Origin of the sequence: Rubrivivax gelatinosus IL144 (assembly GCF_000284255.1) — a bacterium.
Taxonomy (GTDB): domain Bacteria; phylum Pseudomonadota; class Gammaproteobacteria; order Burkholderiales; family Burkholderiaceae_C; genus Rubrivivax; species Rubrivivax gelatinosus_A.
On sequence record NC_017075.1, the window covers coordinates 3416101 to 3440754 of the forward strand.

Here is a 24654-nt window from a genome sequence, read left to right on the forward strand (position 1 = left end):
CGCGACGATAGCGTTTGCGTGCGTGAAACCTGTCTGACACACCCCCGCAACCGTGCACCGCTGTAGGGCGGCCGCAACACTTCGCGACAAATCGTTCTGCAGGATGAGGGATCCGCATGAAACGCGACCCCCCGGCCGATGGACGGCAGGGCCAGGAGTGCGATAGATCGCCGGCCCCGCGGGGGCCGGCGGCGGTCACATGCCGTCTCAGGCCGTGACGAGACGCGGCACGGCCGCCAGCAGCGTGCGCGTGTAGTCGCGCTGCGGATGCGCCAGAACGTCGGCGCATTCGCCCTGCTCTTCGATACGTCCGGCCTGCATCACCGCGATGCGATCGGCGATGTATTCGACAACGCCGATGTTGTGCGTGATGAACAGGTAGGACACGCCGAGTTCGCGTTGCAACTCGCGCAGCAGGTTGAGGATCTGCGCCTGCACCGAAACGTCGAGCGCCGAAGTCGGCTCGTCGCAGACGATCAATTGCGGCTGCACCGCCAACGCACGGGCGATCGCGATGCGCTGGCGCTGGCCGCCGGAGAACTCGTGCGGGTAACGTTCGAGCGCATCGCGACGCAGGCCGACCTGGTCGGTCAGGCGCTCGACGCGTGCGCGCCGCGCCGCCGCATCCAGGTCCGGATGCAGCGCCATCAGGCCTTCTTCGAGCAGGTCGACGACGCGCATGCGCGGGTTCAGCGACGCGAACGGGTCCTGGAAGATGATCTGCACCTTGCGGCGCGCATCCAGCAGCGCCGGGCCGTCGAGCTCGAACAGGTTCTGGCCGTCGAGCACCGCACGGCCTTCGGTCACCGCGACGCGGCGCAGCAGCTGCACGATGGCCTTGCCGGTGGTCGTCTTGCCGCAGCCCGATTCTCCGACCAGCGCCAGCGTCTCGCCGCGCGCGACCTGGAACGAGATGCCGGCAACGGCGTCGAAGTGGCCCTTCACCCGCTGCAGCAGGCCGCCGCGGATCGGGAACCGCACCTTCAGGTCCTGCACGTCGAGCAGCGGCCCCGCCTCGCGCACCGGCGCGGGGGGCGGCGGCACCGGAACGACCGGCGCCGCGACCCTCTCCGGTGCAGCCGGCACACCGGGCTTGTGCAGCAGGCACCGCACCTGGTGCGTGGCGCTGGCATCGACCATCGCCGGCAGCGTCGTCGCGCAGTGCGGCATCACCGCGGCGCAGCGCGGCGCGAAGCGGCAGCCCTCGAACTGCAGCCACAGCGGCGGCACGGTGCCGGGGATGGCCTCGAGCGCGACGCCGCGGCGGTCGCTCGCCGGCAGCGCGCGCAGCAGCGCCTGCGCGTAAGGGTGCAGCGGGCGCGAGAAGAACTCGGCCGCCGGCGCCACCTCGACGATCTGGCCGGCGTACATCAGCGCCACGCGCTGCGCCATGCCGGAGACGACGGCCAGGTCGTGCGTGATCAGCAGCATGCCCATGCGCTGCTCGCGCTGCAGGTCCTTCAGCAGGTCGAGGATCTGCGCCTGGATCGTCACGTCGAGGGCGGTCGTCGGCTCGTCGGCGATCAGGAAGTCGGGCTCGGTGGCCAGCGCCATCGCGATCATCACGCGCTGCTTCTGGCCGCCGCTCATGCGGAACGGGTAGTCGTCGATGCGGCGCTCGGGCTCGGGGATGCCGACGCGGCGCAGCCAGTCGATGGCCTTCGCGCGCGCGGCCGCGCCGCGCAGCGCCGTGTGCGTCTCGATCGCCTCGACGATCTGGTCGCCGACCTTCATCACCGGGTTCAGGCTGGTCGACGGCTCCTGGAAGATCATGCCCAGCCGCCCGCCGCGCACGGCACGCATGCCGGCTTCGGGCAGGTCCAGCACGTCGACGTCGCCGACGCGCACCTGGCCGCCGGTGACGCGGCCGTTCTCGGGCAGCAGGCGCATCAGCGCCAGCGCCGTCATGCTCTTGCCGCAACCGGACTCGCCGACCAGGGCGAAGGTCTCGCCGCGTTCGATCGCGAGCTTCAGCCCGTCGATCGCCTTGACGAGGCCGGCGTCGGCGTCGAGCACGACCTCGAGGTCCTGGATCTTCATCATGCCGAGACTCGCTTCTTGAAGCCCAGGCGCGGGCGGAAGGCGCGCGCGCGCGGGTCGAAGGCCTGCTGCACGCCGTCGGCGAACAGGTTGGCGGCCAGCACCAGCACGACCATGAAGCTGAACGCCGCGGCGAAGCTCCACCAGACCACCGGGTCGCGGCTCATCTCGCTGCGCGCGAGGTTGATCATGCCGCCGAAGCTGGAGGTCGTCGGGTCGACGCCGACGCCGACGTAGGTCAGCACGGCCTCGTAGAGGATCAGGTCGCTGAAGCTGAGCACGGTGGTGATCAGCACTAGGTGCACGACGTTGGGGAAGACGTGCCGCGCCATGATGCGCGAGGGCTTCACGCCGAAGGCCATCGCCGCCTGCACGAAGTCGAGCTCGCGCAGCTTCAGCGTCTCGGCGCGCACCAGGCGGCACAGCGTCGACCAGCCGGTGAGGCCGAGGATCACGCAGAGCATGAAGATCTTCAGGTCGCCGCGCTCGACGCCGGTCTCGAACCAGTCCGGGTGCTTGTCGAGCCAGACCTGGACCATCAGCACGCAGGCCGCGATCAGCAGCACGCTGGGCACCGAGGACAGCGTCGTGTAGAGGTACTGCACGACTTCGTCGACCCAGCCGCGGAAGTAACCCGCCAGGATGCCGAGCACGATGGCCACCGGCAGCGTCGCCAGCGTCGCCAGCGTGCCGATGACGAAGGCCGTGCGCACGCTCTTCAGCGTCTGCACCAGCACGTCGTTGCCGGTGCGGTCGGTGCCGAACACGTGGTAGTGGCCGGCCAGCGCGGCGATGGCGCCGGCGAGCACGCAGAGGATGGCCAGGGTGACGACCGCGGCGCGCCAGGGCAGCTCGGTGCGGTCAGCCGCGAGGTCGGCCAGCGCGTTGCCGAAGCCGCCATGGCTGCGCGCCAGCGCCGCCGACAGCAGCAGCACCGCGGCCAGCGCAACGACCAGGCCGCCGCCGGCGCCGGCCAGCGTGCGCGAGGTGACGTCGCCGGCCCACTGCGTCTCGGGGTCCTTCAGGTGCGCGCCGCCGTGTTCGAGGCGCGGGAACTCGCGCAGCGTGACGCCGTCGCGCGTGACGCTCTGCTTGTTCAGCGCGCGGAAGGCCAGCGGCTTGGAGTAGCTGGACTCGCGCATCGCGAGCTGGTGCGACAGCGCCAGGTCGAGCAGCGACTGGGTGCGCGTGTCGTAGAAGACCTGGCCGTTGGCCTGGCCCTGGGCGTCGCCGAGCTGGCGGCGGAAGTGCACGCTGTCCAGCGCGGTGATGCACAGAAAGACCAGCAGCACCAGCACCGAGCACAGCGCCGCCGGGTCGCGGAAGACCTTCTTCCAGGTGGCGCGCAGCGGCTCGCTGCGCAGCACGCGGATCGTGTAGCCGGCGAGCGCGGCGAACAGCGCCCACAGCGCGATGTCGGTCCAGAGCAGGACGAACTTGAATCCCATGGCGTTCCCCGGCTCAGTTCAGACGGACCCGCGGGTCCACCCAGGTGTAGGCGATGTCCAGCAGGATGTTGGTGGCGATGTACAGCGCCGAGCCGACGAAGACCATCGTGCGCACGATCGCGAAATCCTGGCCGCCGATCGCGTCGATGACGAAGGCGCCCAGACCCGGGATGCCGAAGAAGCTCTCGAACACCAGGCTGCCGAGGAAGACGTAGGGCAGGTAGCCGGCGGCGCTGGTGATGATCGGGATCAGCGCGTTGCGCAGCACGTGGCGGAACAGCACCACCTGCTCGGCCAGACCCTTGGCGCGCGCGGTGCGCACGTAGTCCTTGCCAATCTCCTCGAGGAACATCGCGCGGTACAGCCGCGCCTCACCGCCCAGCCGCGCCAGCAGCGACAGCACGATCGGCAATGCGAGGAAACGCACCGCGTCCAGCCCCGGCGCGTAGCCCGAGATCGGCACCAGCCTGAGCAGGCGCGAGAACAGGAACTGGCCGACGATGATGTAGAAGAGGCTGGAGATCGACAGCATCAGCACGCAGAGCACGACGCCCCAGAAGTCGATCTTCGAATGCCTGAAGAACACCAGCATCAGCGAGAAGCTGACGCTGACGATCAGCTGCAGCAGGAACAGCGGCAGCGCCAGCTGCAGGCTGACGCCCATGCGCGAGGCGATCTCGTGGCCGATGTCGACCGAACGCGCCGAATCGCTGCGGCCGAAGTCACCCTTCATCAGCGAGATCGAGCGCTCCCAGAGCACGGTCTTGGTGACCTGCTCGGCACCCTCGGCCTGTGCGTTCCAGTACAGCGGCTTGTCGTAGCCGCGTTCGGACTTCCACTTCTCGATCTGCTCCTGCGTCACGCGCTTGCCGCCGATGTTCAGCCGCGCCATGTCGTCGGGCGTGTTGACGGTGAAGAACAGGAAGAAGGTCAGCAGGTTGACGCCGATGAGGATCAGCAGGCCGTAGCCGAGACGGCGGACGATGTAGGCACCCATCTCAGTTCGCCTCCACCGCGACCGTCGTGCCGCGGGCCGTCGCCGTCTCGCGCGCCTTGAAGCTGCGCCGTCCGACCCAGATCAGCGCCGCGAAGGCCAGCACCAGCAGCGCCACCGGCCAGACGATCGGGCGGTTCCACTCGGCCTGTTTCTGCGCCCGCAGTTCGGGGTCGAGGCGGTAGTACTTGGCCATGTCGCGGATCAGGATCGAGGGCTTGCCGTTGTGCACCCATTGCTGGAACGCCAGGCCGCCCCAGGGGAAGTAGCCGAAGCACCAGGGCGAGTCCTGCTGCACGATGGCGACCATCTTGTCGATGACCGCCTGCTTCTCCGGGCCGTCGTCCAGCGACTGCAGCTTGCGGTACAGGCCGTCGTACTCGGCGTTGTCGTAGTTCGAGTAGTTGTCGCCCTGGCTCTTGGAGCGGCCCAGCGGGCCGTAGAGCAGGAACAGGAAGTTCTCGGCGTCCGGGTAGTCGGCCAGCCAGCCGCCCCAGAAGATCTGGTGGCGGCCCTGCAGCGTCTTGTCCTGGTACTGGTTGAAGTCGGTCGCGCGGATCTCGAGCTGGATGCCGAGCTTGGCGAACTGCTTGATCATCCAGTCGTTCTCGCTCTTGCTCTCGGGCGTCGGCGCACGCTGGAAGTCGTAGTTCAGCACCAGCGGCTTGCCGGTCTTCTCGTCGCGGCCGCCGGGGTAGCCGGCTTCGGCGAGCAGCTTCTTCGCGTCCTCGATCGGCCGGCGCACGACCTTGCCGTCGACGAGTTGGTGCGTCACCGGGTTGTAGAAGCCGGGCTGGCCTTCGCGCGAGCCGAACAGGCCGGGCGGCACCGGCGAGTGCGCGGCGACGCCGCCCTTGGACTTGAAGATGCGGCCGTAGCCTTCCTCCCAGTCGATGGCGATGGCGATCGCCTGGCGCAGCTTGCGGTTCTTCTCCTGCTGCTCGCGCGTGTCGCCGCGGCCGACGACCGGGTCGAGCATGTTGAAGCCGAGGTACCAGTTCGAGATGTCGGTCATCAGCGGGAACTGGAATCCGCGGTCCTCGTAGAGCTTGCGCACCTCGTCGGAGTCGTCGGCGTCGTTGCGGAAGTCCACGCCCCACTCGGGACGCTCGATTTCCGGCACGTCGAAGTAGCCCTGCTTGAACTTCTCCTTGCGCGGCACCTTCTCCTTCTCGATCGTCACGTAGAGCTTGTCGATGAAGGGCATCGGCTTGCCGCAGTCGGCCAGCAGGCCGGCGGCCTTGTCCTCGGCCGAACCTTCGCAGGGATAGGTCTCGCCGTGGTAGTTCGGGTTGCGCTGCAGCACGTGGCGGCGGTCGCGCACGAAGTCGACCATCATGTACGGGCCCGTGCCCACCGGCCACTGGTTCAGCGACAGGCCGTTCTCGCTCATGCCCGGCTGGGCGTAGAAGGCGTCGGCTTCCCAGGCCATCGGTGCCAGGAAGGGCATCGCCATCCAGTAGCTCCACTGCGGGTACTTGCCCTTGATGCGGATGCGCCAGGTGTACTTGTCGACCGCGTAACTGCCCGCCAGCGGCCACTTGCGGAAGTCGAGGAAGGGCTTGTCGCGCGCATCGCGCGGCAGGCCGGCGAGCAGCTTGGCGTCCTCCTTCTTGACCTGGTCGGCGTACTCGCGCAGCCCGATCACGTACTCGGAGAAGATGGCGAAGATCGGCGCCTCGATGCGCGTCGTCGCATGGCGCTTGAGCGCGTAGACGAAGTCGTCGGCGACGAGCTCGCGCGTGCCCTGGTACTGGAAGTCCAGCGGCGAACGCTTGTCGCCGAGCTGGTCGCGCGTCAGGTTGAGGTAGCGGTAGCGACCCTGCTCGTCCTTGGCGAAGGCCGGGTGCGGCTGGAACATGACGCCCGGCCGGATCTTGACGTCGTAGACGCTCTCGGCGATCTGCTCGGCCGGCGCGTTGTCGGGCAGCGCGTGGCCGTCGCGGTCGAGGTAGTGCGGCTTGGCGACCTCGGCGGCGGCCTTCGGGATCAGCGTGTACGGCCGCTTCAGGTAGTGGTACCCGTAGGGCGGCTCGTAGATCTGGTAGGTGTACGCCGACTCGGGGTTGGCGTAGGAGGCCACCGGATCCAGGTAGCGCGGCGAGCGCTCGTCGAACGAATAGAACATCGTGTTCTGTCGTTCGGCGCCGGCGGGGTACGGACTGTTGTTGCAGCCTGCGGACAGCAGGGCCGCGGCCAGGCTCAGGGCCAGCCCGATACGGACGACGATCGAATTCCCGCGCATGCGGTCGCACTCCTCGCGGCGCCGGCCACGGGCCGGATGGGCCCCGCCGCCGGCGGCATCAATTCCAGATCCGCGTTCAGGCCACGCTCGTGACGGGCACCGGCGGAAAAGCCCGCGATTCTAGGGGCCAGCGCGGGCTTACCAACCGACGAGTACGTCGCGACCTTGCACGACGAGTTCGACTTTGGCCCCCACCGGCAGCGTCACCATCGTCGGCACGTGGCCGATCGGCAGCCCGGTGAGCACCGGCACGCCGGTCTGCGCGCGCAGGTACTCGACGACGGTCTTCAGCTTGTAGCCACGGTCGGACTTGACCGGTTTCCAGTCGCTGAAGCTGCCCAGCAGCACGGCCTTCTGCGCCCCGAGAACGCCAGCCTGCAGCAGTTGCAGCAGCATGCGCTCGACGCGGTAGGGGTGCTCGGCGACGTCTTCGAGGAACAGCACGCCCCCCCGGATGCGGGGCCAGTGCGGCGTGCCCAGCAGCGAGCACAGCACCGTCAGGTTGCCGCCCCACAACGTGCCGTTGGCCGACAGGCCGTCAAAACCGGCCTCGGTGCGGAAACCCACGGCCTCGAGCTCGCCGCTCATCGCCTCGACGAAACAGCCTTCGGTGACCTCGTCGACACCGCCGGCGGCCTCGTCGCGGCCGAAGTCGTTGGCCGCCATCGGCCCGGTCCAGCTGCGCGCGCCGCCGTGTGCCAGCATGCCCAGCTGCAGCGCCGTCAGGTCGCTGTGGCCGACCCAGCGCGTACCCTGCTCGACGCTGCGCGCCAGCAGCGCCCAGTCCAGCCGGTCGAGCAGCCGCGTCATGCCGTAGCCGCCGCGCGTGGCCAGCGCGATCGACGGCGCGGCCTCGGCGACACGGTGGATGGCCGCCAGCCGCGTCTCGTCGTCGCCGGCGAAACGCTGCTGCCGCGCCAGCGCCGAGGCGTCGGTCGTGACTTCGTAGCCCAGCCTGGCCAGGCGTTTGGCGGCGCGGCGAAGTGCCGGGGCCGACTGCAGCGCGCCGGCCGGCGTGTACAGCCACAGCGTCTGCGCTGCGGGCGCTTCGTGGCCGCAGTCGCAGCCGGGGCCGTGTTCGTGATCGGTATGGGGGGTCATGAGTTCGTGGGGGGCCAGCTGTCGAGCTCGCGCGTCTCGCCGGCCGGAATCGCGCGGGCGGCGCGCGCCTCGCGGGCGAGCGCACGGCGTTCGGCGAAGAAGCGGCGCAACAGGTCGCCGCATTCGGCGGCCATCACGCCGCCGACGATCTGCGTGTGGTGGTTCAGGCGCTTGTCGGCGAACAGGTCGACGACCGAGCCGGCGGCCCCGGTCTTGGGGTCGGGCGCGCCGTAGACGATGCGCTTGAAGCGCGCGTGCATCAGCGCCATGGCGCACATCGCGCAGGGTTCGAGCGTCACGTAGAGCTCGCACTCGGGCAGGCGGTAGTTGCCCAGCAGCGTGGCGGCGTGGCGCAGGGCGACGATCTCGGCGTGCGCCGTCGGGTCGTGCGTCGTGATCGGGCGGTTGTAGCCGGTGGCCACGACCTGCGGGCCTTCGGGCCCCGGGCGCACGATGACCGCGCCGACCGGCACCTCGCCGACCAGCCAGGCGTTCTGCGCCTGGTCGAGCGCGATCGCCATCGCGCGCAGGTCGCGCTCGTGCTGCAGCTCGGTGTCGGTCACTGGGTATTGGGTTTCAGCCAGGCGGCGCGGATCTCGCGGCCGCAGCGCACCGAGTCGACGGCCACCGAAACGTCGGAATCGGACACCAGCGACACGCGCGCGACGACACCGTACCAGGTCTTGGAATTGTCGATCCAGGGATAGAAGCCGAAGGCGCCCGGGCTGCTGAAGGCGCCGTCGCCGACCGTCGGATCGTCCTCGACCCAGTGGCCGATCGAGTAGTGCCACTGCTCGCCGTCCGGCGAGGGCGTGAACTTGGCTTGCGGGCAGGTCGCCGGGTCGACGCAGACCGGGTGCGCGCCCAGCGCCGCGCGCTCGTAAGGCAGCGTGCCGTTCAGGATCTTGCGCAGGAAGCGCGCGTAGTCGCTGGCGCTGGTCTCGACGCCACCGGCCAGCTGCGGGCCGGAGTAGGACATCGTGATGTCGGTGCCGAGCACGCGGCGCATCTCGGTGGCCAGCCCCGCGGCATCCAGGCCGGCCAGCGCCGGGTTCGTCGACGCATGCTTCTGCATGTGGCCGCCGCTGTAGACGAAGTAGCCGTCGTTCTCGGCGACGTAGTCGCCGTTGGTGCCGCCATTGCGGCCCTCGACGTCCAGGCAGCTGGCGACCGTCGTGTCCGAGCCGCAGTGGCTGAAGTTGGTGTAGCCGCTGCGGAAGTTGAGGAACTTGATGTCCTGGTCGCTCAGCACGCCGGCCTGGGACTGCACGACGTAGCTGCCGTAGATCCACTTCGACGCCGACGCGATCGGCAGCGTCGTGTCGGCCTCAATCGTCAGCAGCGGCCCGGCGAAGCTGCCGGACACCAGGGCGCCGGTGCCGTCGCCGATCTCCCAGTAGAACGGGCGGATCTGCTGGCAGTCGGTGGACGTCTGCGCCACCGACTGCGCCGCGGCGATGCGCTGGGCCAGCGTCGGCGTGCCATCGGAACTGCCACCGCCCCCGCCACCACCGCCCCCGCAGCCGGACACGGTCACCAGGATCGCCAGCGCGAGCGGGCGGCGGATGCGAAGCGTGGTGGTGTTCATGGCGGCGCGATTATCGCGGCCGGGCACGGTCCTGCAGGGCCCCCGGCTTGCGTGCCGGCCACGCCGACGCGGCGTCAACGCGGCCCGACGAAACGCCGTTCGGAGGCCTCGACGCGCAGCGTCCCGGGGCATTCCAGCCGCATCGCACCGCCCTCCAGCACGATGCCCGCGCCGCCTTCGACCGCCAGCACCAGACGACGGGCGGCGCGCAGTTCGACACCTGCGGACTCGGACTGCAGCACCAGCGCGTCGCGCGACTCCAACGCGGCGTCGCCCGCCTCGGCCCGCAGCTCGAAGCCGCCGGCCGCCGAGACCTCCAGCCCCGAGGCCCCATCGTCCGCCCCACCCGCCGTCGCACCGGCGACGACGGCGATGCGGCCGTGGGCCTGCACGCCGCCGGCCGCCGCGCAGGCGAGCGCGAGGTCCTGGCCCGCTGCCTGGGTCAGCGTGCCGGCCGCGACCTCGACCTGGGACGCGGCGGTGGCCGTCACGCCGCCCGGCGCGTAGGCGGCGATCGCCGCGGCATGTTCGCCGCCGGCCCCGGGCTGCAGGGCGTCGCAGGCCGGCTGCAGACCTCGTCCGCCAGCCGGTTCCTGCGCGCCGAGGGCTGCGGCGCGATGGGTGCTCGCGGCCTGGGCCAACGTCTGCGCCAGGCGCAGCAGCGCTCGTGCCGACGCCCCGCCGGCGGCGTTGTCGGCCGCCGCCGCGGACGGCGGCGCCAGGCAGGCGCTGAGCAGCAGCCCGTGCGCGGCGCGCAGCGCGCCGGCGGCATCGGTGCGCAGCTCGAAGCCGCGGCCACGCAGGCTGCCGCGCCGATTGCCGGCCTGGTGCACGAGCGAGCCCAGGTTGAGCTGCGTTCCGGCCTGCGAGCTCACGAGTTGCACGCGCAGCGCGCCATCGCTGTCGTCGAAGACGAGCTGGTTGCCACCCTCGCCGCCCAGCTCGCGGCTGCACCAGCCGGTCATCGCCGCGGCGTTGGCCTGCCCCCCGGCGTCCAGCGGCGCCGGCGAGCCACCGTGCCAGGGCGGCGCGTGCGCACCGGCAACCAGGTTGCCCTGCCCCGCCGCCCGGTGGTCCTCGCCGGCGGGCGGCTTCGACTGCGGCGCCGCGGCCCGCCCGCCCGGAGTCGGCGGCACACCGCCTTCGCCGATGCCGTCGTGCACGCCGGCCAGCACGACCGGCCGCCGGGCGTCACCGTCCAGGAAACCGACGACGACACGCTGGCCGACACGCGGCAGCCATTGCGCCGCGACACCGGCCCCGCCCCAGGGCTGCACGACACGCAGCCAGCCGGTCGCCGCGCCGGTCCAGGTGGCATCGGCGGACACGCCGGCCACCTGGAAGTCAAGCCGCACACGCAGCCGGCCGTGGGCGTCGGCCGCCAGCGCGCCCGGCGGGTCGCCGTCGCGGCCGACGACCTCGGCCTGCAGCAGGCCCGGCACCCGGGGCGACGGCGGCACCGCCGGGCGCCACGGGCGTGCTCGTTCAACGGCGTCGAATGCGTTGGCATAGCCGCCGGCCCAGGCGGCTTCGCGCAGCGGGGCATCCAGCCAGGGCACCTCCAGCGGCCAGGCCAGCGGATCGGCTCGCAGCCGGTCGTTGATGCCGGCCTGGCGCACCCGCGTCACGAGCAGCGGCGGCAGCGCCTCGCCGCCGTCCAGACGCATCCAGGTGCCGGGCGCCAGGCTGCGCACCGTGCTGCGGCCCTGCCAGCAGCGCTGCTGCGCACGGGCGGCCTCGAAGGCCAGCACGAGACGCCGCTGCGCCGCGTCACCGTCGTGGAACTCGGCTTCACCGGCCATCCAGCGTGACGGAGGCAGCGGCCCACCCGTCGCCAGGGCGGCACCCAGCACACGTGCCGCCAGCGGGTCGGCGGCCGACGTCACCAGGCCGCGGGGCGGCAGGCGCGTCGTGCGCGACAAGGCCGTCACCGCCTCGTCGCCGCAGAGCGGGCCGGGCCGGCGCTGCGGCAGCGCGCCGCGGCGTGCCGAGCGGGTGTCCTGCGGGCACTGGGCTTCGTCCGTGGTGTCGGTCAGCACATGCACGGTGTCGGTCGCGGCATCAAGGCGCAGCACCCTTCCCTGGGTGGCGAGCAGGCGCAGCACGAAGTCGAGGTCGCGCTCGCGGTACTGGACGACGACGTCCGCGCGCGTGTCGTCCGATTCCGTGCCCCCGGACATCTGCCAGCGCGCCAGCGCCCGATAAGGCCGGAACACGTCGGCCAGGATCTCGCCCAGGCTGCGCTGCAGCCACAGGCGGCTGTGCAGGCCGTGCTCCAGCAGCGCCAGCCAGCCGCACGCCCGCAGGCGGTAGTGGAAGAGGCCACCGTCGCCGTCTTCGGCGCGCGCCTGCACGACATGGCCACAGCGCCGCCAGGGCGGGCCGTCCAGGCCGGTGCCGACCAGGGCGAGCGGGCGTCCGAGCATCGCCGCCGGGTCCAGCCCAGGGTCGGACGCCAGGCACAGCAGCTCCATCTCGCCGGGCCGGCCCAGCGCGTCGTCGGCCGCCCAGGCCTCGACCTCGAGACCGGCGGGCAGCTGCGGTGCGTCCAGCCAGAAGCGCGGCATGGCGGCGTTCACCGCGCCACAGCAGCGGCGGCCTGCGCCGGGGCGGGCCCCCGGTCGGCACGCGCCGCCACCTGTGCCGTGCCACCGACCACGACGACGAGGGCCAGCAGCCAGGCGGCGAGCACCGCCAGGCTCTCGCCGCGCGAAGGCTCCGCGGCGGCGAACTCGCGCAGCGCCGGGCCACGCGCGGGCCCTTCGTCGCCCGTCAGCAGGGTCGGCACACAGGACCGTTGCGGCGACAGGACGACAGACATGGCCGGGCTCCTGGCAGGCGACGCGGCCGATGCAGGCCGCGCCGAGCATCCTAGGCCGCACGCCGCGCGCGGGCAGTGCCGGCGGCCCCCTCCGAGGAGGCGCCGCCGCGGGTCCCCTCCGCGGAGGGATGGTTGTGACCGGGGCCGTCGGCAAACTGCCCCGGCCTTCGCCCCTCCCACCTCGGAGTCGCCATGTCCAGTCCGGTCGTCCTCGCCGCGGTCCTGCTGTACTTCGCCTTCGTCAGCCTCGTGCTGGGGCTGATCATGCTGCCGAGCTGGCAGGACCGCGCGGCCGACCTGCTGGCCCGTGTCCGCCGACGGCCGCCGCCTCCGCCGGCCGCGCCCCGCCCGCCCAACGTCCTGCAGGCGGCGCTGGACGCCGAGCCGCTGAGCCCGCGCCTGGGCCTGCTGGCGCTGCTGACCGCGGCGGTCGTCGCCGCAGGGCCGATCACGACGCTGATGCTGCACGAGCCCCCTGCCGAGACCGCGCCGGCGCCGGCTGCCACGGCCGGGGTCGCGCCGGCCGCCCTGGCTGACGCGGCAGCGCCGCGGGCAGTGCCGACGCCGACGCTCTGGATGCGCGAGCCCTTGCCGCCGCCGGCGGGCACGAGCACCGACATCGACCGCGACTGGGCCCGGCTGCAGCCGCAGTTCCGCCACCGCCTGCTGACGCTGCTGGACATCGCCCGCGAACGTCACGGCTACGAGGTCGTGCTGCTGGAGGGCTACCGCAGCCCGGCGCGCCAGGCGCAACTGGCCGCGCTCGGCCCGGCGACGACGCTGGCGACGCCCGAGCGCAGCCGGCACCAGGCGGGCCTGGCCGCCGACCTCGCCTTCGTGCGCGAAGGCCGGCTGCTGCTGTCCGAACGCGACCCGTGGACGCTGCAGGCCTATCGCCATCTCGGCGAGATCGCCACCACGCTCGGGCTGCAGTGGGGCGGCGAATGGAGTTCGCTGCGCGACCTCGGCCATGTCGAATGGCGCGGGCCGGCACGCCCGGCCGAGCCACCGGCTGCCGTGCCGGTGCTGGCCTCGGCCCGTTGAGCGCCGGAGAACCCCGATGCCACGCGCCTACGTTCTCGTCGGCGACCGCACGAGCCATGGCGGCATCGTGCTCGCCGGCAGCCCGGCGACGAGCCGCGACGGCCGTGCCGTCGCCCGGCTCGGCGACGCCGTCAGTTGTCCGCGCAAGGGCCACGGCCCGCGCACGAGCATCGTCTCCGGCGACGCCAGCCTGCTGATCGACGGCCGGCCGGCGGCACGCGAGGGCGACCGCTGCGCCTGCGGCGCACGCTTGCTCGCCTCGCAGGCGACGACGAGCGACTGAAATGGCGGCGATCACGCGCATCGTTTGGCGTCGGCTGGCCGCGACTGCCGCCGTGCTGCTGCTGGCCGCCGGCGCCGGCCTGGCGGTCCACGCCGCGGGCTTCGGCGCCATCGCCGTCGCCGCCGTGATGGCCGCGGTGCTGGCAGCGTCGGCCCTCGTCTGGATGCTCGCTCGGCGGCGCAGTCTCCGCGGCGCCGAAGGCCTGGAGCAGGCCCTGCTGCCGCCCGGTCAAGACACCGACCACGACAGCGGCCGCGACGCGCTGGCCCGAGGGCTGCACGACGCCGTGCGGCGCTTGCGCGCCTCGCCGCTGGGCCAGGCGCACGGCCGGGAGGCGCTCTACGCCCTGCCCTGGTACGTGCTCGTGGGCGAGTCCGCGGCCGGCAAGAGCAGCGCGGTGCGCGCGGCCGGGCTGGGCCTCGGGCCCGAGGACACCGGCCTGCACGGCGTCGGCGGCACGCGCCACTGCGACTGGTTCTTCGGCGCCGAAGCGATCGTGCTCGACACCGCCGGCCGCTACGCCGTCCAGCGCGAGGACCGCGGCGAATGGCTGGCGTTCCTCGACCTGCTGCGACGGGCGCGGCCCCGAGCGCCGATCGACGGCGTCGTCGTCGTCGCCAGCGCCGCCGAGCTGGCCACGCAGCCCGCCGACGCCTTGATCGCGCTGGCACGCCGGCTGCGCGAGCGCGTGCACGAGCTCGGCGAACGCCTCGCGGTGGCGATGCCGGTCTACCTCGTCTTCACCAAGCTCGACCGGGTGGCCGGATTCGAGGCTTTCTTCGCCGACGCCGAACCCGGCGAACGCGAGCGCGTCTGGGGCGCGACGCTGTCTTGCCGCGACGCCGGCGGCGCCGACGCGGCCACACGTTTCGAGCTGGCCTGCACCGAGCTCGAGCACGGCCTGCGCGACCGGGCGCTGGCCCGGCTGGGCGGCAGCGCCGGCCCGGCGGCACCCGAGCTGCTGGGCTTCCCGCTCGAGTTCGCTGCGCTGCGGCCGGCGCTGCGCAGCTTCGTCGCCACGCTGTTCGACGACGACCCGTACCACCTGCGCCCGCTGCTGCGGGGCTTCTACTTCACGAGCGCCGAACAACCCGGCACGGCCGCCCCGCGGGCGACCGAAGCGGCGGCACGCCGCTTCGTGCTGCCGCCGCCGGACACGGCCGCCGCCGGCACCCCGGCGTCACGGTCGGCGTCGCGTCCCTTCTTCCTCGCCCAGTTCTTCGCCCGCGTGCTGGGCGCCGACCGGGGCCTGGTGCGCCGCCAGATCTCGCCCCGCCGCCGCCGGCTGCAACGCGCCGGCTACGCGCTGGCGCTGGTCGCGGTGGCCGGCACGCTGGGCGCGCTGAGCGCGGCCTACCTGGAGGAGCGCCGCCTGGTCGCCCGCACCGCCACCGAACTCTTGCAGGCGAGCGCGTCGCAACGCAGCGCCGAGGACCTCGGTTCGCGTCTCCAGGCGCTGGAAGGGCTGCAGCGCCAGCTCCAAGCGCTGGCCGCCGAACCCGGTCTGGGTCTGGGGCTGCAGCAGCGCGGCGCGCTCGAACGCCGGCTGCGCGCCGACTACTACGCCGGGCTGAAGGTCCTGATGCTCGACCCCGTGGGCGCGTCGCTGGAGCAGGACCTGGAGGCCCGGCAGCGCGCTTCGGCACCCGACGGCGACACGCAGCCCGCCTACGACACGCTGAAGGCCTACCTGATGCTCGGCGACCCGACCCACCGCGAACCGGTGGCGCTGGGCGAGGCCATCGCACGCCACTGGCGTTCGTGGCTGGAGGCCCGGCGCGGCGCCCTGCCCGAGGACGAACTGCTGAAGCGCTCGCAGGCCATCGCCGCCTTCGCCGTCGCCCAGGCCGGCGATCCGGCGTTCCCCCGCCTGGAGCCGCGCGCCGCGCTGGTCGACGCCACGCGGCGCCAGCTGCGCACGGCACGGCAGCAGCGTCCGCCGCAAGAGCGTGTCTTCGACGAGATCCGCGCGCGCGCAGCGGCACGTTTCGCGGCCATCGGCCTGGACACGATGGCCGGGCCCGACGCCGCCAAGGCCGGCCTCCAAGGCGGCACGCTGGTGTCCGGAGCCTTCACGCTCGAAGCCTGGCGCGGCAGCATCGAACCCGCGATCCGCGAAGCCGCAGAAGGTGCGCTGCAGCGCCGCGACTGGGTGCTCGACGCCGGCACCCAGGACGACCTGACGCTGAGCGGCAGCCCGCAACAGATCCGCCAGGTTCTGGCCGAGCGCTACCGGCGCGAACACGCCGCCGCCTGGCAGCGCTTCGCCGAGGGCGTGTCGGTGCCACCGTTCCGCGACCTGGCCGACGCCGTGCAGCGCCTGGAGCGGCTGGCCGATCCCTCGGCCTCGCCGCTGGCCCGGGTGGTCAGCGAGATCGCCCGCCAATCGGCGCTGGACGAGCCAGGCCCGGCCGCCGCGCCCCAAGACGGGCCGGGAGGCTGGATGCGCTCGGTCTGGGCGGCCACCACCACGCCGGCGTCCACCAGCGCAAGCTCGCCCGACGGGGCCGCATCCGTTCTGGCGGGCTTCGCCGGGCTTCAGCGCGGCGGCGACGCAGCGGCACCGTTGGGGCGTTATCTGCAAGCCCTGGCCCAGGTGCGCAGCCGCCTGCAAACCCTCGTGCGCCAGGGTGATGCCGGCCCGGGGGCGCGTGCGATGCTGGCCGCCACCCTCGCCGACAGCCCGGAGTCCGAGCTGGCCACGGCACTGCGGCTCACCGACGAGTTGCTGGCGGCCGTCCCGGCCGGGCCGCGCGCGACGCTGCGGCCCCTGCTGCTGCGCCCGCTGCAGGCCAGCGCCGCCGTGCTCGTCGCCCCGGCAGAAGCCGAACTCAACCGGCGCTGGATGCAGGAGGTGCACGAGCCCTTCGTGCGCGGCCTGAGCGGCAAGTACCCCTTCGACCCGGCCTCGCGCGTCGAGGCCGGCGCCGACGAGATCGCGCGCATCTTCGGCCCCGAAGGCAGCCTCGCGCGCTATGTCCAGACCACGCTCGGGCCGCTGGTCACGCGCCGCGGCGACGGCTACGAAGCGCTGCGCCGGGGCGAACTCGGCATCCGGCTGAGGCCGGAACTCGCGCGCGGGCTGCCGGCCTGGCAGGCGGCCGCCGCCGCGGTGGGCGGCCCGTCGGCCGGCGCAGCGACGGCCTTCCAGATCAGGCCGCTGCCCAGCGCCGGCCTCGTCGAGTACACGCTGGAGATCGACGGCCAGGCGCTGCGCTACCGCAACGCGGCCGCCGGCTGGGCCGATTTCGTCTGGCCGCATGCCGGGGCGCCGGCGGGCGTGCGCATCCGCGGCACCACGGCCGACGGCACGACGGTGAGCTTCGTCGACGCTGCCGGCAGCTTCGGCCTGGACCGCGCGTTCGAGCTGGCGCAGCGCACGCGGCTGCCCGACGGCGGCACCGAACTCGCCTGGACGCAGGACGGCCACACGCTGCGTGTGCGGCTGCGTGTCGTGCGCGCGGCCGACCCCGCCGCCGCACCCGGCGCCTGGCGCGGCCTACGGCTGCCGGCCCTGGTCGCCGGGGACTCTTCGGCCACGCCCGGCCCCGTGAACTCCGTCGCGGCGGCGATGCGATGAACGCGCGCCTGAACCTCGTCGCCGAGGCCGGCACGCTGCAGGCCGTGTGCTTCGGCAAACTGCCGTCGCTGCCCGACTTCGTGCCCGGCGCACGCCGACCGCGGCTGTCGGCCTGGATCGACCGCTGGGTCAGCCCGGCGCTGGATGCGGCCGCCGACGATCCGCACTGGAAGCGCCTGTACGACGACGCGCCGGGGCTGGACTTCGCCGTGCTCGGACCGGGCACGCCGGCCGCGGTGGCCGGCCACCTGCGGCCCAGCGTCGACGCCTGCGGCCGCCGCTTCCCCTTCGTCGTCGCGGTGCAGTGCGACAGCGTGACGCCGCGGCAGCGGCTGGCGCGCGCGCCGCTGGTGTTCGCGCGGCTGTGGGCGCGCTGTGCCGACGCGGCGCAGCGCGCCGCCGGACCGGCCGGGCGCAGCGCCGCCAGCGCCAGCGAAAACGAACTCGAGACACTGCGCCTGCCCGCGCCGTGCGACTACGACGCCGCCTGCGCCGACCACGCGGCGCTCGAAACACTCGCCGGCCTGGAACGCCGCCTGCGGGCGGCGCACCCGGCGGTGGACCTGCGCGCGGCGCTGCTCGCGCTGGGCGCGCTGCTGCAGCCGCTGGCACGGCGCGGCAGCCCGCCTCCGGCACGTGGGCTGAGCCTGCCGCTGCCTGCCGCGGCGGCCGATCAAGCGGTCGTCGCCGCCTGGTGGACCACGCTGGTCGCCGACCTGCTCGCCCCCGCCGGTCAGGACTGGCTGCTGATGCGCCCAGGCGGCGGCCGCGGGCCGGCGCCGCGCCTGCTGGTCGAGCTGGCCGGCGCCACGCCGGCGGCGCTCTCGGCCTGCTGGGACCCGCAGCGCCTCGCCGCTCGCTACATCGACCTCGCGGCGCCCGACTGGGCCGAGGCGGTGGCCGGGCGGGACGAGCGCACGCGCCGGCTCGGCGCCTACCTCGCGCACGACTCGCTGTCGCTGGCGCTGGCCGCTGCGAGCTGGCGCGAGGCCTTCGAGGAGGCCCGCTGGTGAAGCGCACCGTCTTGACGACAGTCTTGCTCGTCGCGGGCGGCCTGGGCTCGGCCTCGGCAGCTCCGGTGCTGCTGGAAGGCGTCGTGCCCGACGAAGCCACCCGACAGGCCATCGTGACCCGTGCGACGGCGGTCTTTGGCGCCGTGGCGGTCGAGGACCGGCTGCGCGTCGGCCCAGTGGCTGCGCCTCCCGGCGGGCGCGACGGGCTGCTGCGGCTGCTGGACCCGGCGCTGCGTCAGGTGCGCGACGGCCACCTGGAATGGCGCCCCGGTGCGCTGCGCATCGAAGGCGTGGTCGCCGACGAGGCCGCGCGGCGCGAGCTGCTGCAGACACTCGCCGCCGCGGGCGTGACGCCCACCGACGGGCTGCGCCTGCGCGGCAGCGACGCCGGCGTGGAGTTCGAGCCAGGCAGTGCGCGTCTGACCGCCCCGGCGCAGCGCCAGCTCGACGCCGTCGCGGCGCGGCTGGCCGCGATGCCGGCGCAGCGCCTGGCGATCGTCGGCCACACCGACGATGCCGGCAGCGCCGAGGCCAACCTCGCGCTGTCGCTGCAGCGCGCCGAAGCCGTGCGCAGCTACCTCGCCGACCACGGCGTCGAGCCCCGGCGCCTGGACGTCCGAGGTGCCGGCGCCGCCGAGCCGCGCGCCGACAACACCACGCCCGAGGGCCGGGCGCGCAACCGGCGCATCGAGCTGCGCGCGGTGGACTGAAACCGTTTGCCGGAGCCGCCGATGCACCCTGCCGACCTCTGCGCCCCGCTGCCCGGCGTGCCGGACCCCGCAGACACGGGCCCGGACCTGGCCTTCAGTGCCGAGTTCGACGCGATTGCCCGCTGGCGCGAGGAGGACGACACCCGCTTGGCCCAGGGCGAATGGCGCAGCCCGCCGCGGCGCGCCGACTGGGACGCGGTACGCCGCGAGACCGAGGCCTTGCTGCGCACGCGCTGCAAGGACTTGCGCGTCGCCGGCTGGTGGGGCGAGGCGTCGGCGCAGCTTCACGGGCTGCCGGGCCTGGCCGACGGCATGGAACTGCTGGCCACGCTGTGCGAGCGCTGGTGGGCACGGCTGCACCCGGCGATCGACGGCGGCGACGCCGAAGCGCGTTCCGGCGTGCTGCGCTGGTGGCTGGCGCGCACCGAACGCCTGGTCGGCACGGTGGCGGTGCTGCGGCTCGGGCGCCAGTCGCTCGGCCTGGCCGAGATCGAGCAGACCCGCCTGCGCTCGCTGGCCGAGGCCGACGCGGCGGCCGCGGCCGCCTGGCACGAGGTCCGCTGCGCGCCGACCGAGGGGGCCGGCAGCGCGCTGGTGGAGGCCGCGGCGGCGCTGCCGCGCGCCTTGCGGGCGCTAAAGCGCCTGCAGGCCTGCTGCGACGCCGGCCTGGGGCAGGCCGCGCCCTCGTTCGACGCCGCGCGCGAACAGCTGGAACAGGCCTGTCGCACGCTGGCCAGGCTGCAGCAGGACGCCGCGCCGGCCACCAGCACGGGTGACGGCGAGACGGCGCCCGTCGCGGCAACGGCGCCACTCCCGCCTCGCCCGAAGCCGACGCCAGGCGGCCCGGGTCAAGCCGCGCTCGCCGCGAGCGACGAGGCCGACTTGGGCGCGTGCGACGCGACGCCGATCGGCCGCGACGAAGCGATCGCGCAGCTGAGGCGCATCGCCGAGTTCCTGCGCCGCACCGAGCCGCACAACCCGGCGGCCTATCTGGCCGACAAGGCGGCGCGCTGGGCCGGGCTGGCGCTGCACGCCTGGCTGCGCGAGGTGATCGCCGACGAACAGGCGCTGGCGCGCCTGGAAACGACGCTCGGCGTCGCACGCGACGCCGAGTCTGGGCGCTGAAAGCACGACGGGCGGCCGCAGGGCCGCCCGTCGCAAGCGATCAGCGGGCGATCAGCGCGCTGCGCTGGCCGCCGGAGCGGCCGCTGCGGTGGTGGCCTCGGCCTGGCGCCAGCCACCCCCGAGCACGCGGTACAGCGTGACCAGGTTCTGCGCCTGCAGCGCCCGCACCTGCACCTCGTTCTGCTGGGCCGCGAACAGCGAGCGCTGCGCGTCCAGCAGGTCGAGGTAGCTGGCCGCGCCGTTGCGATAGCGCAGATCGGCCAGCTCGAAGCGGCCCTGCTCGGCCTTCACCTGGGCCTGCAGCGCGGAGAGCTGCTCGCCCAGCGTCGCGCGGCCGGCCAGTGCGTCGGCGACCTCGCGGAACGCCGACTGCACCGCCTTCTCGTACTGCGCGACGGCGATGTCGCGCCCGGCCTTGGCCGAGTCCAGGTTGGCGATGTTGCGGCCGGCGTCGAAGATCGGCAGCAGCAGTTGCGGCGCGAAGGTCCAGCCGGTGCTGCCGCTCTTGAACAGGCCGCTCAGCTCGCTGCTCGCGCTGCCGGCGGTGGCCGTCAGCGTGATCTGCGGGAAGAACGCGGCCCGCGCGGCGCCGATGCGGGCGTTGGCCGCGATCAGCTGCTGCTCGGCCTGCACCACGTCGGGCCGGCGCGTCAGCACCTCCGACGGCAACCCGGCGGGCAGTTCGGGCAGCGCGGCCTGTTCCGACAGCGCCAGGCCCGCCGGCAGCTCGGCCGGGATCGGCTGGCCCAGCAGCAGCACGAGCGCGTTCTCGTCCTGGGCGCGCTGGCGCACCAGCTGCGCATAGGTCGCACGCGCCGACTCGTACAGCGACTGCGCCTGGCGCAGGTCGAGCTGCGACGAGGCGCCGACGTCGAAACGCAGCTGCGTCAGCTTCAGCGACTCGGCACGCGTGTTCAGCGTGTCGCGCGTCACGCGCAGCAGCTCGTCGTCGGCCTGCAGCGTCAGGTAGCCGTTGGCCACCGACGCGATCAGGCTGATCTGCACCGCCTTGCGCGCCTCCTCGGTCGCCAGGTAACTGGCCAGCGAGGCGTTGCTCAGACTGCGCACGCGGCCGAACAGGTCGAGCTCGTAGCTCGACACCGCCAGGCCGGCCTGGTAGGTGCTCTTGATGCTGGTTTCGGTCGACACACGGTCGCCGCTGACGCCGACTCCCACCGTCGGGAACAGGTCGGCACGCTGCACGCGGTACTGCGCCCGCGCCTGCTCGATGTTGAGCACGGCCACGCGCAGGTCGCGGTTGTTGGCCAGCGCGATGCCGACCAGCGCCTTCAGGCGTTCGTCGCGGAAGAACTGCTGCCACGGCAGGTCGGCCGCGGCGACGGCGCCCGCCGGTGCGGCGGCGTCGGGGAACGCCGCGGCCACCGGGGCGGCCGGGCGCTGGTAATCGGGCGCCAACGTGCCGCAGCCGGCGAGCACCGCCGCGGCGACGAGCGTCAGGCCCGGGAACAGACGACGCGCGGCCATCACTTCTTCTCCTCGTTGGCGGCGGCCTGTTCGCCGTCGCTGGTCTCGTGCGCGTACATGCGCCGCTGCCGTTCGCTGCCCTTGAACAGCTTGCGCACCAGCACGAAGAACAGCGGCGTGAAGAACACCGACAGCATCGTCGCGGTGACCATGCCGCCCATCACGCCGGTGCCGATCGAGTTCTGGCTCGCCGAGCCCGCGCCGTGCGAGATCGCCAGCGGCAGCACGCCCAGGATGAAGGCCATCGAGGTCATGATGATCGGCCGGAAGCGCAGGTGCGCCGCTTCCAGCGCCGACTCCACCAGGCTCTTGCCCTGGGCGTGAAGATCCTTCGCGAACTCGATGATCAGCACCGCGTTCTTCGCCGACAGGCCGATGATCGTGATCAGGCCGACCTTGAAGTACACGTCGTTCTCGAAGCCGCGCAGCATCGTCGCCAGCGCGACGCCGACGACGCCCAGCGGCACGACGAGGATCACCGACAGCGGGATCGACCAGCTCTCGTACAGCGCCGCCAGGCAGAGGAACACCGCCAGCAGCGAGAACGCGAACAGGATCGTCGCCGTCGAGCCCGAGAGCTTCTCCTCGCGCGAGGTGCCGGTCCACTCGTAGGCGAACCCGGGCGGCAGCTGGCCGGCCAGGCGCTCCATCTCGGCCAGCGCGTCGCCGGTGCTGTAGCCGGGCGCCGCAGCGCCGGCCAGGCGCATCGCCGGGTAGCCGTTGTAGCGCACCGTCTGCATCGGGCCGGAGATCCACTCGGTCGTCGTGAACGCCGACAGCGGCACCGGCTTGCCGGCGCTGTTGACCGCGTTGATGCGCAGCAGGTCCTCGGGCTGCATGCGCGCGGGCGCATCGGCCTGGACGACGACACGCTGCATGCGGCCGGCGTTCGGGAAGTCGTTGACGTAGGACGAGCCCAGCGAGGTCGACAGCGCGCTGTTGATCGCCGAGAAGCCCACGCCCAGCGCCGCCGCCTTCTCGCGGTCGATGTTGAGCTTGAGCTGCGGCGCGTCTTCCAGGCCTTCGGGGCGCACGCCGGCGAGCACCTTGCTCTGCGAGGCCATGAACAGCAGCTGGTTGCGCGCCGCCAGCAGGGCCTCGTGGCCGTTGCCGCCGCGGTCCTGCAGCCGGAACGCGAAGCCGCTGGCCGTGCCCAGTTCAGGGATCGGCGGCGGGCTCACCGGGAAGATGAAGGCATCGCGGATCTGCGACAGCGCGCCGAACGCGCGGCCCACGAGCGCCTGCGCCGAGCCGCTCTTCAGGTCGCGGTCCTTCCAGTCCTTCAGCGTCACGAAGCCCAGCGCCGCGTTCTGGCCGCTGCCCGAGAAGCTGAAGCCCAGCACGCTGACCATGCTGTTGACCTCGGGCTGCTTGAGCATGAAGTCCTCGACCTGGCTCATCACCGCGCTGGTGCGCTCGGTGGTCGCGCCCGGCGGCAGCTGCACGTTGACGATCAGCGTGCCCTGGTCCTCGTTCGGCAGGAACGAGGTCGGCAGCCGCGCCATGAACAGCGCCAGCGCGCCGGCGATCGCCGCGTAGATGATCAGCATGCGGCCGCCGCGACGCAGCACCCAGGCCACGCGGCCTTCGTAGCCGCGCGCGGTGCGCGCGAAGGTGCGGTTGAACCAGCCGAAGAAGCCGCCCTTTTCCATGTGGTGGCCGGCTTCGACGGGCTTCAGGAAGGTCGCGCACAGCGCCGGCGTGAACGACAGCGCCATGAAGGCCGAGAACAGGATCGAGGCCACCATCACCGCCGAGAACTGGCGGTAGATGTTGCCGACGGCACCGCTGAAGAAGGCCAGCGGCACGAACACCGAGACCAGCACGACGGTGACGCCGACGATGGCGCCCGAGATCTGGCCCATCGCCTTGCGCGTCGCGGCGCGTGGCGGCAGGCCCTCGGTACTCATGATGCGCTCGACGTTCTCGATGACGACGATCGCGTCGTCGACGACGATGCCGATGACCAGCACCATGCCGAACATCGTCAGCACGTTGATCGAGAAGCCCAGCCCCAGCAGCACCGCGAAGGTGCCCAAGAGCGAGATCGGCACGACCAGCGTCGGGATGATCGTGTAGCGGATGTTCTGCAGGAACAGGAACATCACGAGGAACACGAGGAACACCGCCTCGACGAGGGTCTCGACGACCTGCTTGATCGAGATGTCGACGAACTTCGAGCTGTCGTACGGGATCGTCGCCTTCACGCCCTGCGGGAAGTACTTCGACAGCTCGTCCAGGCGCTGCTTGACGGCCTTGGCCGTGGCCATCGCGTTGCCCGACGGCGAGAGCTGCACGCCGATGCCGGTCGAGGCCTTGCCGTTCAGGCGCGCCTGCGTGGCGTAGCCCTGGGCGCCGAGCTCGACGCGTGCGACGTCCTTCAGCCGAACGGTCGAGCCGTCGGCGTTGGCGCGCAGCACGATGTTGCCGAACTGCTCGACGGTCTTGAGCTGGCCGTCGACGACGACGGTGGCGAAGATCGGCTGGCCCGGCACGTTCGGCCGGTCACCGATCGTGCCCGAGGCGACCTGCGCGTTCTGCGCCGAGATCGCCGCGTTGACGTCGGCGGTCGACAGCTTGTAGCCGACGAGCTTGGCCGGGTCGATCCAGATGCGCATCGCGCGTTCGGTGCCGAACAGCTGCGCCTGGCCGACGCCGGGCACGCGCTGCAGTTCGGGCAGCACGTTGCGCGAGGCGTAGTCGCCCAGCGCCACCGGATCGTAGGCCGGGTTGTCCGAGGACAGGATCGTGAACAGCAGGAAGTTCGAGCGCGACTTGTCGACGCGCACGCCCTGCTGCGTCACCGCCTGCGGCAGCCGCGGCGTGGCGCGGCTCAGGCGGTTCTGCACGTCCACCTGGGCCAGGTCGGGGTTGGTGCCCGGCTCGAAGCTCAGCGTGATCGAGCCGCTGCCGTCGGCCTGCGCGACCGACTCCATGTAGATCAGGCCCGGCGAGCCGTTCATCTCGCGCTCGATGACGCTCAGCACGCTGTCTTCCAGCGTCTGTGCCGAGGCGCCCGGGTACGAGGTCTGGACGACGATCGACGGCGGTGCGACCGGGGGGTACTGGGAGATCGGCAGCTGCGTGATCGCGACGCCGCCGAAGACCAGGATGAACAGCGCGATCACCCACGCGAAGACGGGGCGGTCGATGAAGAAACGTGCCATCTAGACGCCC

Annotated in this window: 17 protein-coding genes; 6 read left to right on the forward strand and 11 right to left on the reverse strand. The window is 72.8% G+C overall.

Annotation, left to right across the window (positions count from 1 at the left end; translation table 11 throughout):
- Positions 1-207: 207 nt before the first annotated feature.
- The 9 genes from RGE_RS15610 to RGE_RS24325 all read right to left on the reverse strand — a co-directional run bounded on the left by RGE_RS15610 (position 208) and on the right by RGE_RS24325 (position 12237).
- Positions 208-2043 (reverse strand): ABC transporter ATP-binding protein, encoded by a 1836-nt coding sequence (locus RGE_RS15610; protein ID WP_014429408.1) that lies wholly within the window; start codon positions 2041-2043, stop codon positions 208-210.
- Positions 2040-3488, reverse strand: a complete 1449-nt coding sequence (locus RGE_RS15615) for an ABC transporter permease (protein WP_014429409.1) — start codon at positions 3486-3488, stop codon at positions 2040-2042. The genes RGE_RS15610 and RGE_RS15615 overlap by 4 nt, the downstream gene beginning before the upstream one ends.
- A gap of 13 nt (positions 3489-3501) precedes the next feature.
- Complete coding sequence (locus RGE_RS15620) at positions 3502-4485, reverse strand: ABC transporter permease (protein ID WP_014429410.1); 984 nt, start codon at positions 4483-4485, stop codon at positions 3502-3504.
- Position 4486: 1 nt separating this feature from the next.
- Positions 4487-6727: an ABC transporter substrate-binding protein gene (locus RGE_RS15625; protein ID WP_014429411.1), complete on the reverse strand. Its 2241-nt coding sequence runs from the start codon at positions 6725-6727 to the stop codon at positions 4487-4489.
- Positions 6728-6865: 138 nt separating this feature from the next.
- On the reverse strand, positions 6866-7828 hold the full coding sequence (locus RGE_RS15630) for an LD-carboxypeptidase (protein ID WP_014429412.1): 963 nt from the start codon (positions 7826-7828) through the stop codon (positions 6866-6868).
- Positions 7825-8391: a tRNA adenosine(34) deaminase TadA gene (gene tadA, locus RGE_RS15635; RefSeq protein ID WP_014429413.1), complete on the reverse strand. Its 567-nt coding sequence runs from the start codon at positions 8389-8391 to the stop codon at positions 7825-7827. The genes RGE_RS15630 and tadA overlap by 4 nt, the downstream gene beginning before the upstream one ends.
- A complete protein-coding gene (locus RGE_RS15640) occupies positions 8388-9416 on the reverse strand; it encodes a serine hydrolase family protein (protein WP_014429414.1) in 1029 nt (342 codons plus the stop codon). The genes tadA and RGE_RS15640 overlap by 4 nt, the downstream gene beginning before the upstream one ends.
- Before the next feature lie 74 nt (positions 9417-9490).
- On the reverse strand, positions 9491-11995 hold the full coding sequence (locus RGE_RS15645) for a type VI secretion system Vgr family protein (RefSeq protein WP_052311012.1): 2505 nt from the start codon (positions 11993-11995) through the stop codon (positions 9491-9493).
- Entirely contained in the window at positions 11992-12237 is a 246-nt protein-coding gene (locus tag RGE_RS24325) for a hypothetical protein (RefSeq protein WP_014429416.1), read from the reverse strand. Before RGE_RS24325 ends, RGE_RS15645 begins: the two co-directional genes overlap by 4 nt.
- A gap of 192 nt (positions 12238-12429) precedes the next feature.
- Here RGE_RS24325 and RGE_RS15655 point away from each other — a divergent pair, with 192 nt between their 5' ends.
- From RGE_RS15655 to tssA, 6 genes are read left to right on the forward strand one after another with little or no spacing between them, the layout of a single operon-like run.
- Entirely contained in the window at positions 12430-13281 is an 852-nt protein-coding gene (locus RGE_RS15655) for a M15 family metallopeptidase (RefSeq protein WP_014429417.1), read from the forward strand.
- Between the two features lie 16 nt (positions 13282-13297).
- Positions 13298-13564 carry a PAAR domain-containing protein gene (locus RGE_RS15660; RefSeq protein ID WP_014429418.1) on the forward strand — a complete coding sequence of 89 codons (267 nt, stop codon included), beginning with the start codon at positions 13298-13300 and terminating at the stop codon, positions 13562-13564.
- Between the two features lies 1 nt (position 13565).
- Positions 13566-17144 (forward strand): type VI secretion system membrane subunit TssM, encoded by a 3579-nt coding sequence (tssM, locus tag RGE_RS15665; RefSeq protein WP_014429419.1) that lies wholly within the window; start codon positions 13566-13568, stop codon positions 17142-17144.
- On the forward strand, positions 17141-18157 hold the full coding sequence (gene tagF / locus RGE_RS15670) for a type VI secretion system-associated protein TagF (RefSeq protein ID WP_014429420.1): 1017 nt from the start codon (positions 17141-17143) through the stop codon (positions 18155-18157). Before tssM ends, tagF begins: the two co-directional genes overlap by 4 nt.
- Entirely contained in the window at positions 18154-18867 is a 714-nt protein-coding gene (locus RGE_RS15675) for an OmpA family protein (RefSeq protein ID WP_232504940.1), read from the forward strand. Before tagF ends, RGE_RS15675 begins: the two co-directional genes overlap by 4 nt.
- A gap of 21 nt (positions 18868-18888) precedes the next feature.
- Positions 18889-19992: a type VI secretion system protein TssA gene (tssA, locus tag RGE_RS15680; protein WP_014429422.1), complete on the forward strand. Its 1104-nt coding sequence runs from the start codon at positions 18889-18891 to the stop codon at positions 19990-19992.
- Between the two features lie 51 nt (positions 19993-20043).
- On the opposite strand, the gene RGE_RS15685 is transcribed toward tssA, so the two are convergent.
- Positions 20044-21477, reverse strand: a complete 1434-nt coding sequence (locus RGE_RS15685) for an efflux transporter outer membrane subunit (RefSeq protein WP_014429423.1) — start codon at positions 21475-21477, stop codon at positions 20044-20046.
- Complete coding sequence (locus RGE_RS15690) at positions 21477-24644, reverse strand: efflux RND transporter permease subunit (RefSeq protein WP_014429424.1); 3168 nt, start codon at positions 24642-24644, stop codon at positions 21477-21479. Before RGE_RS15690 ends, RGE_RS15685 begins: the two co-directional genes overlap by 1 nt.
- Positions 24645-24654 lie beyond the last annotated feature (10 nt).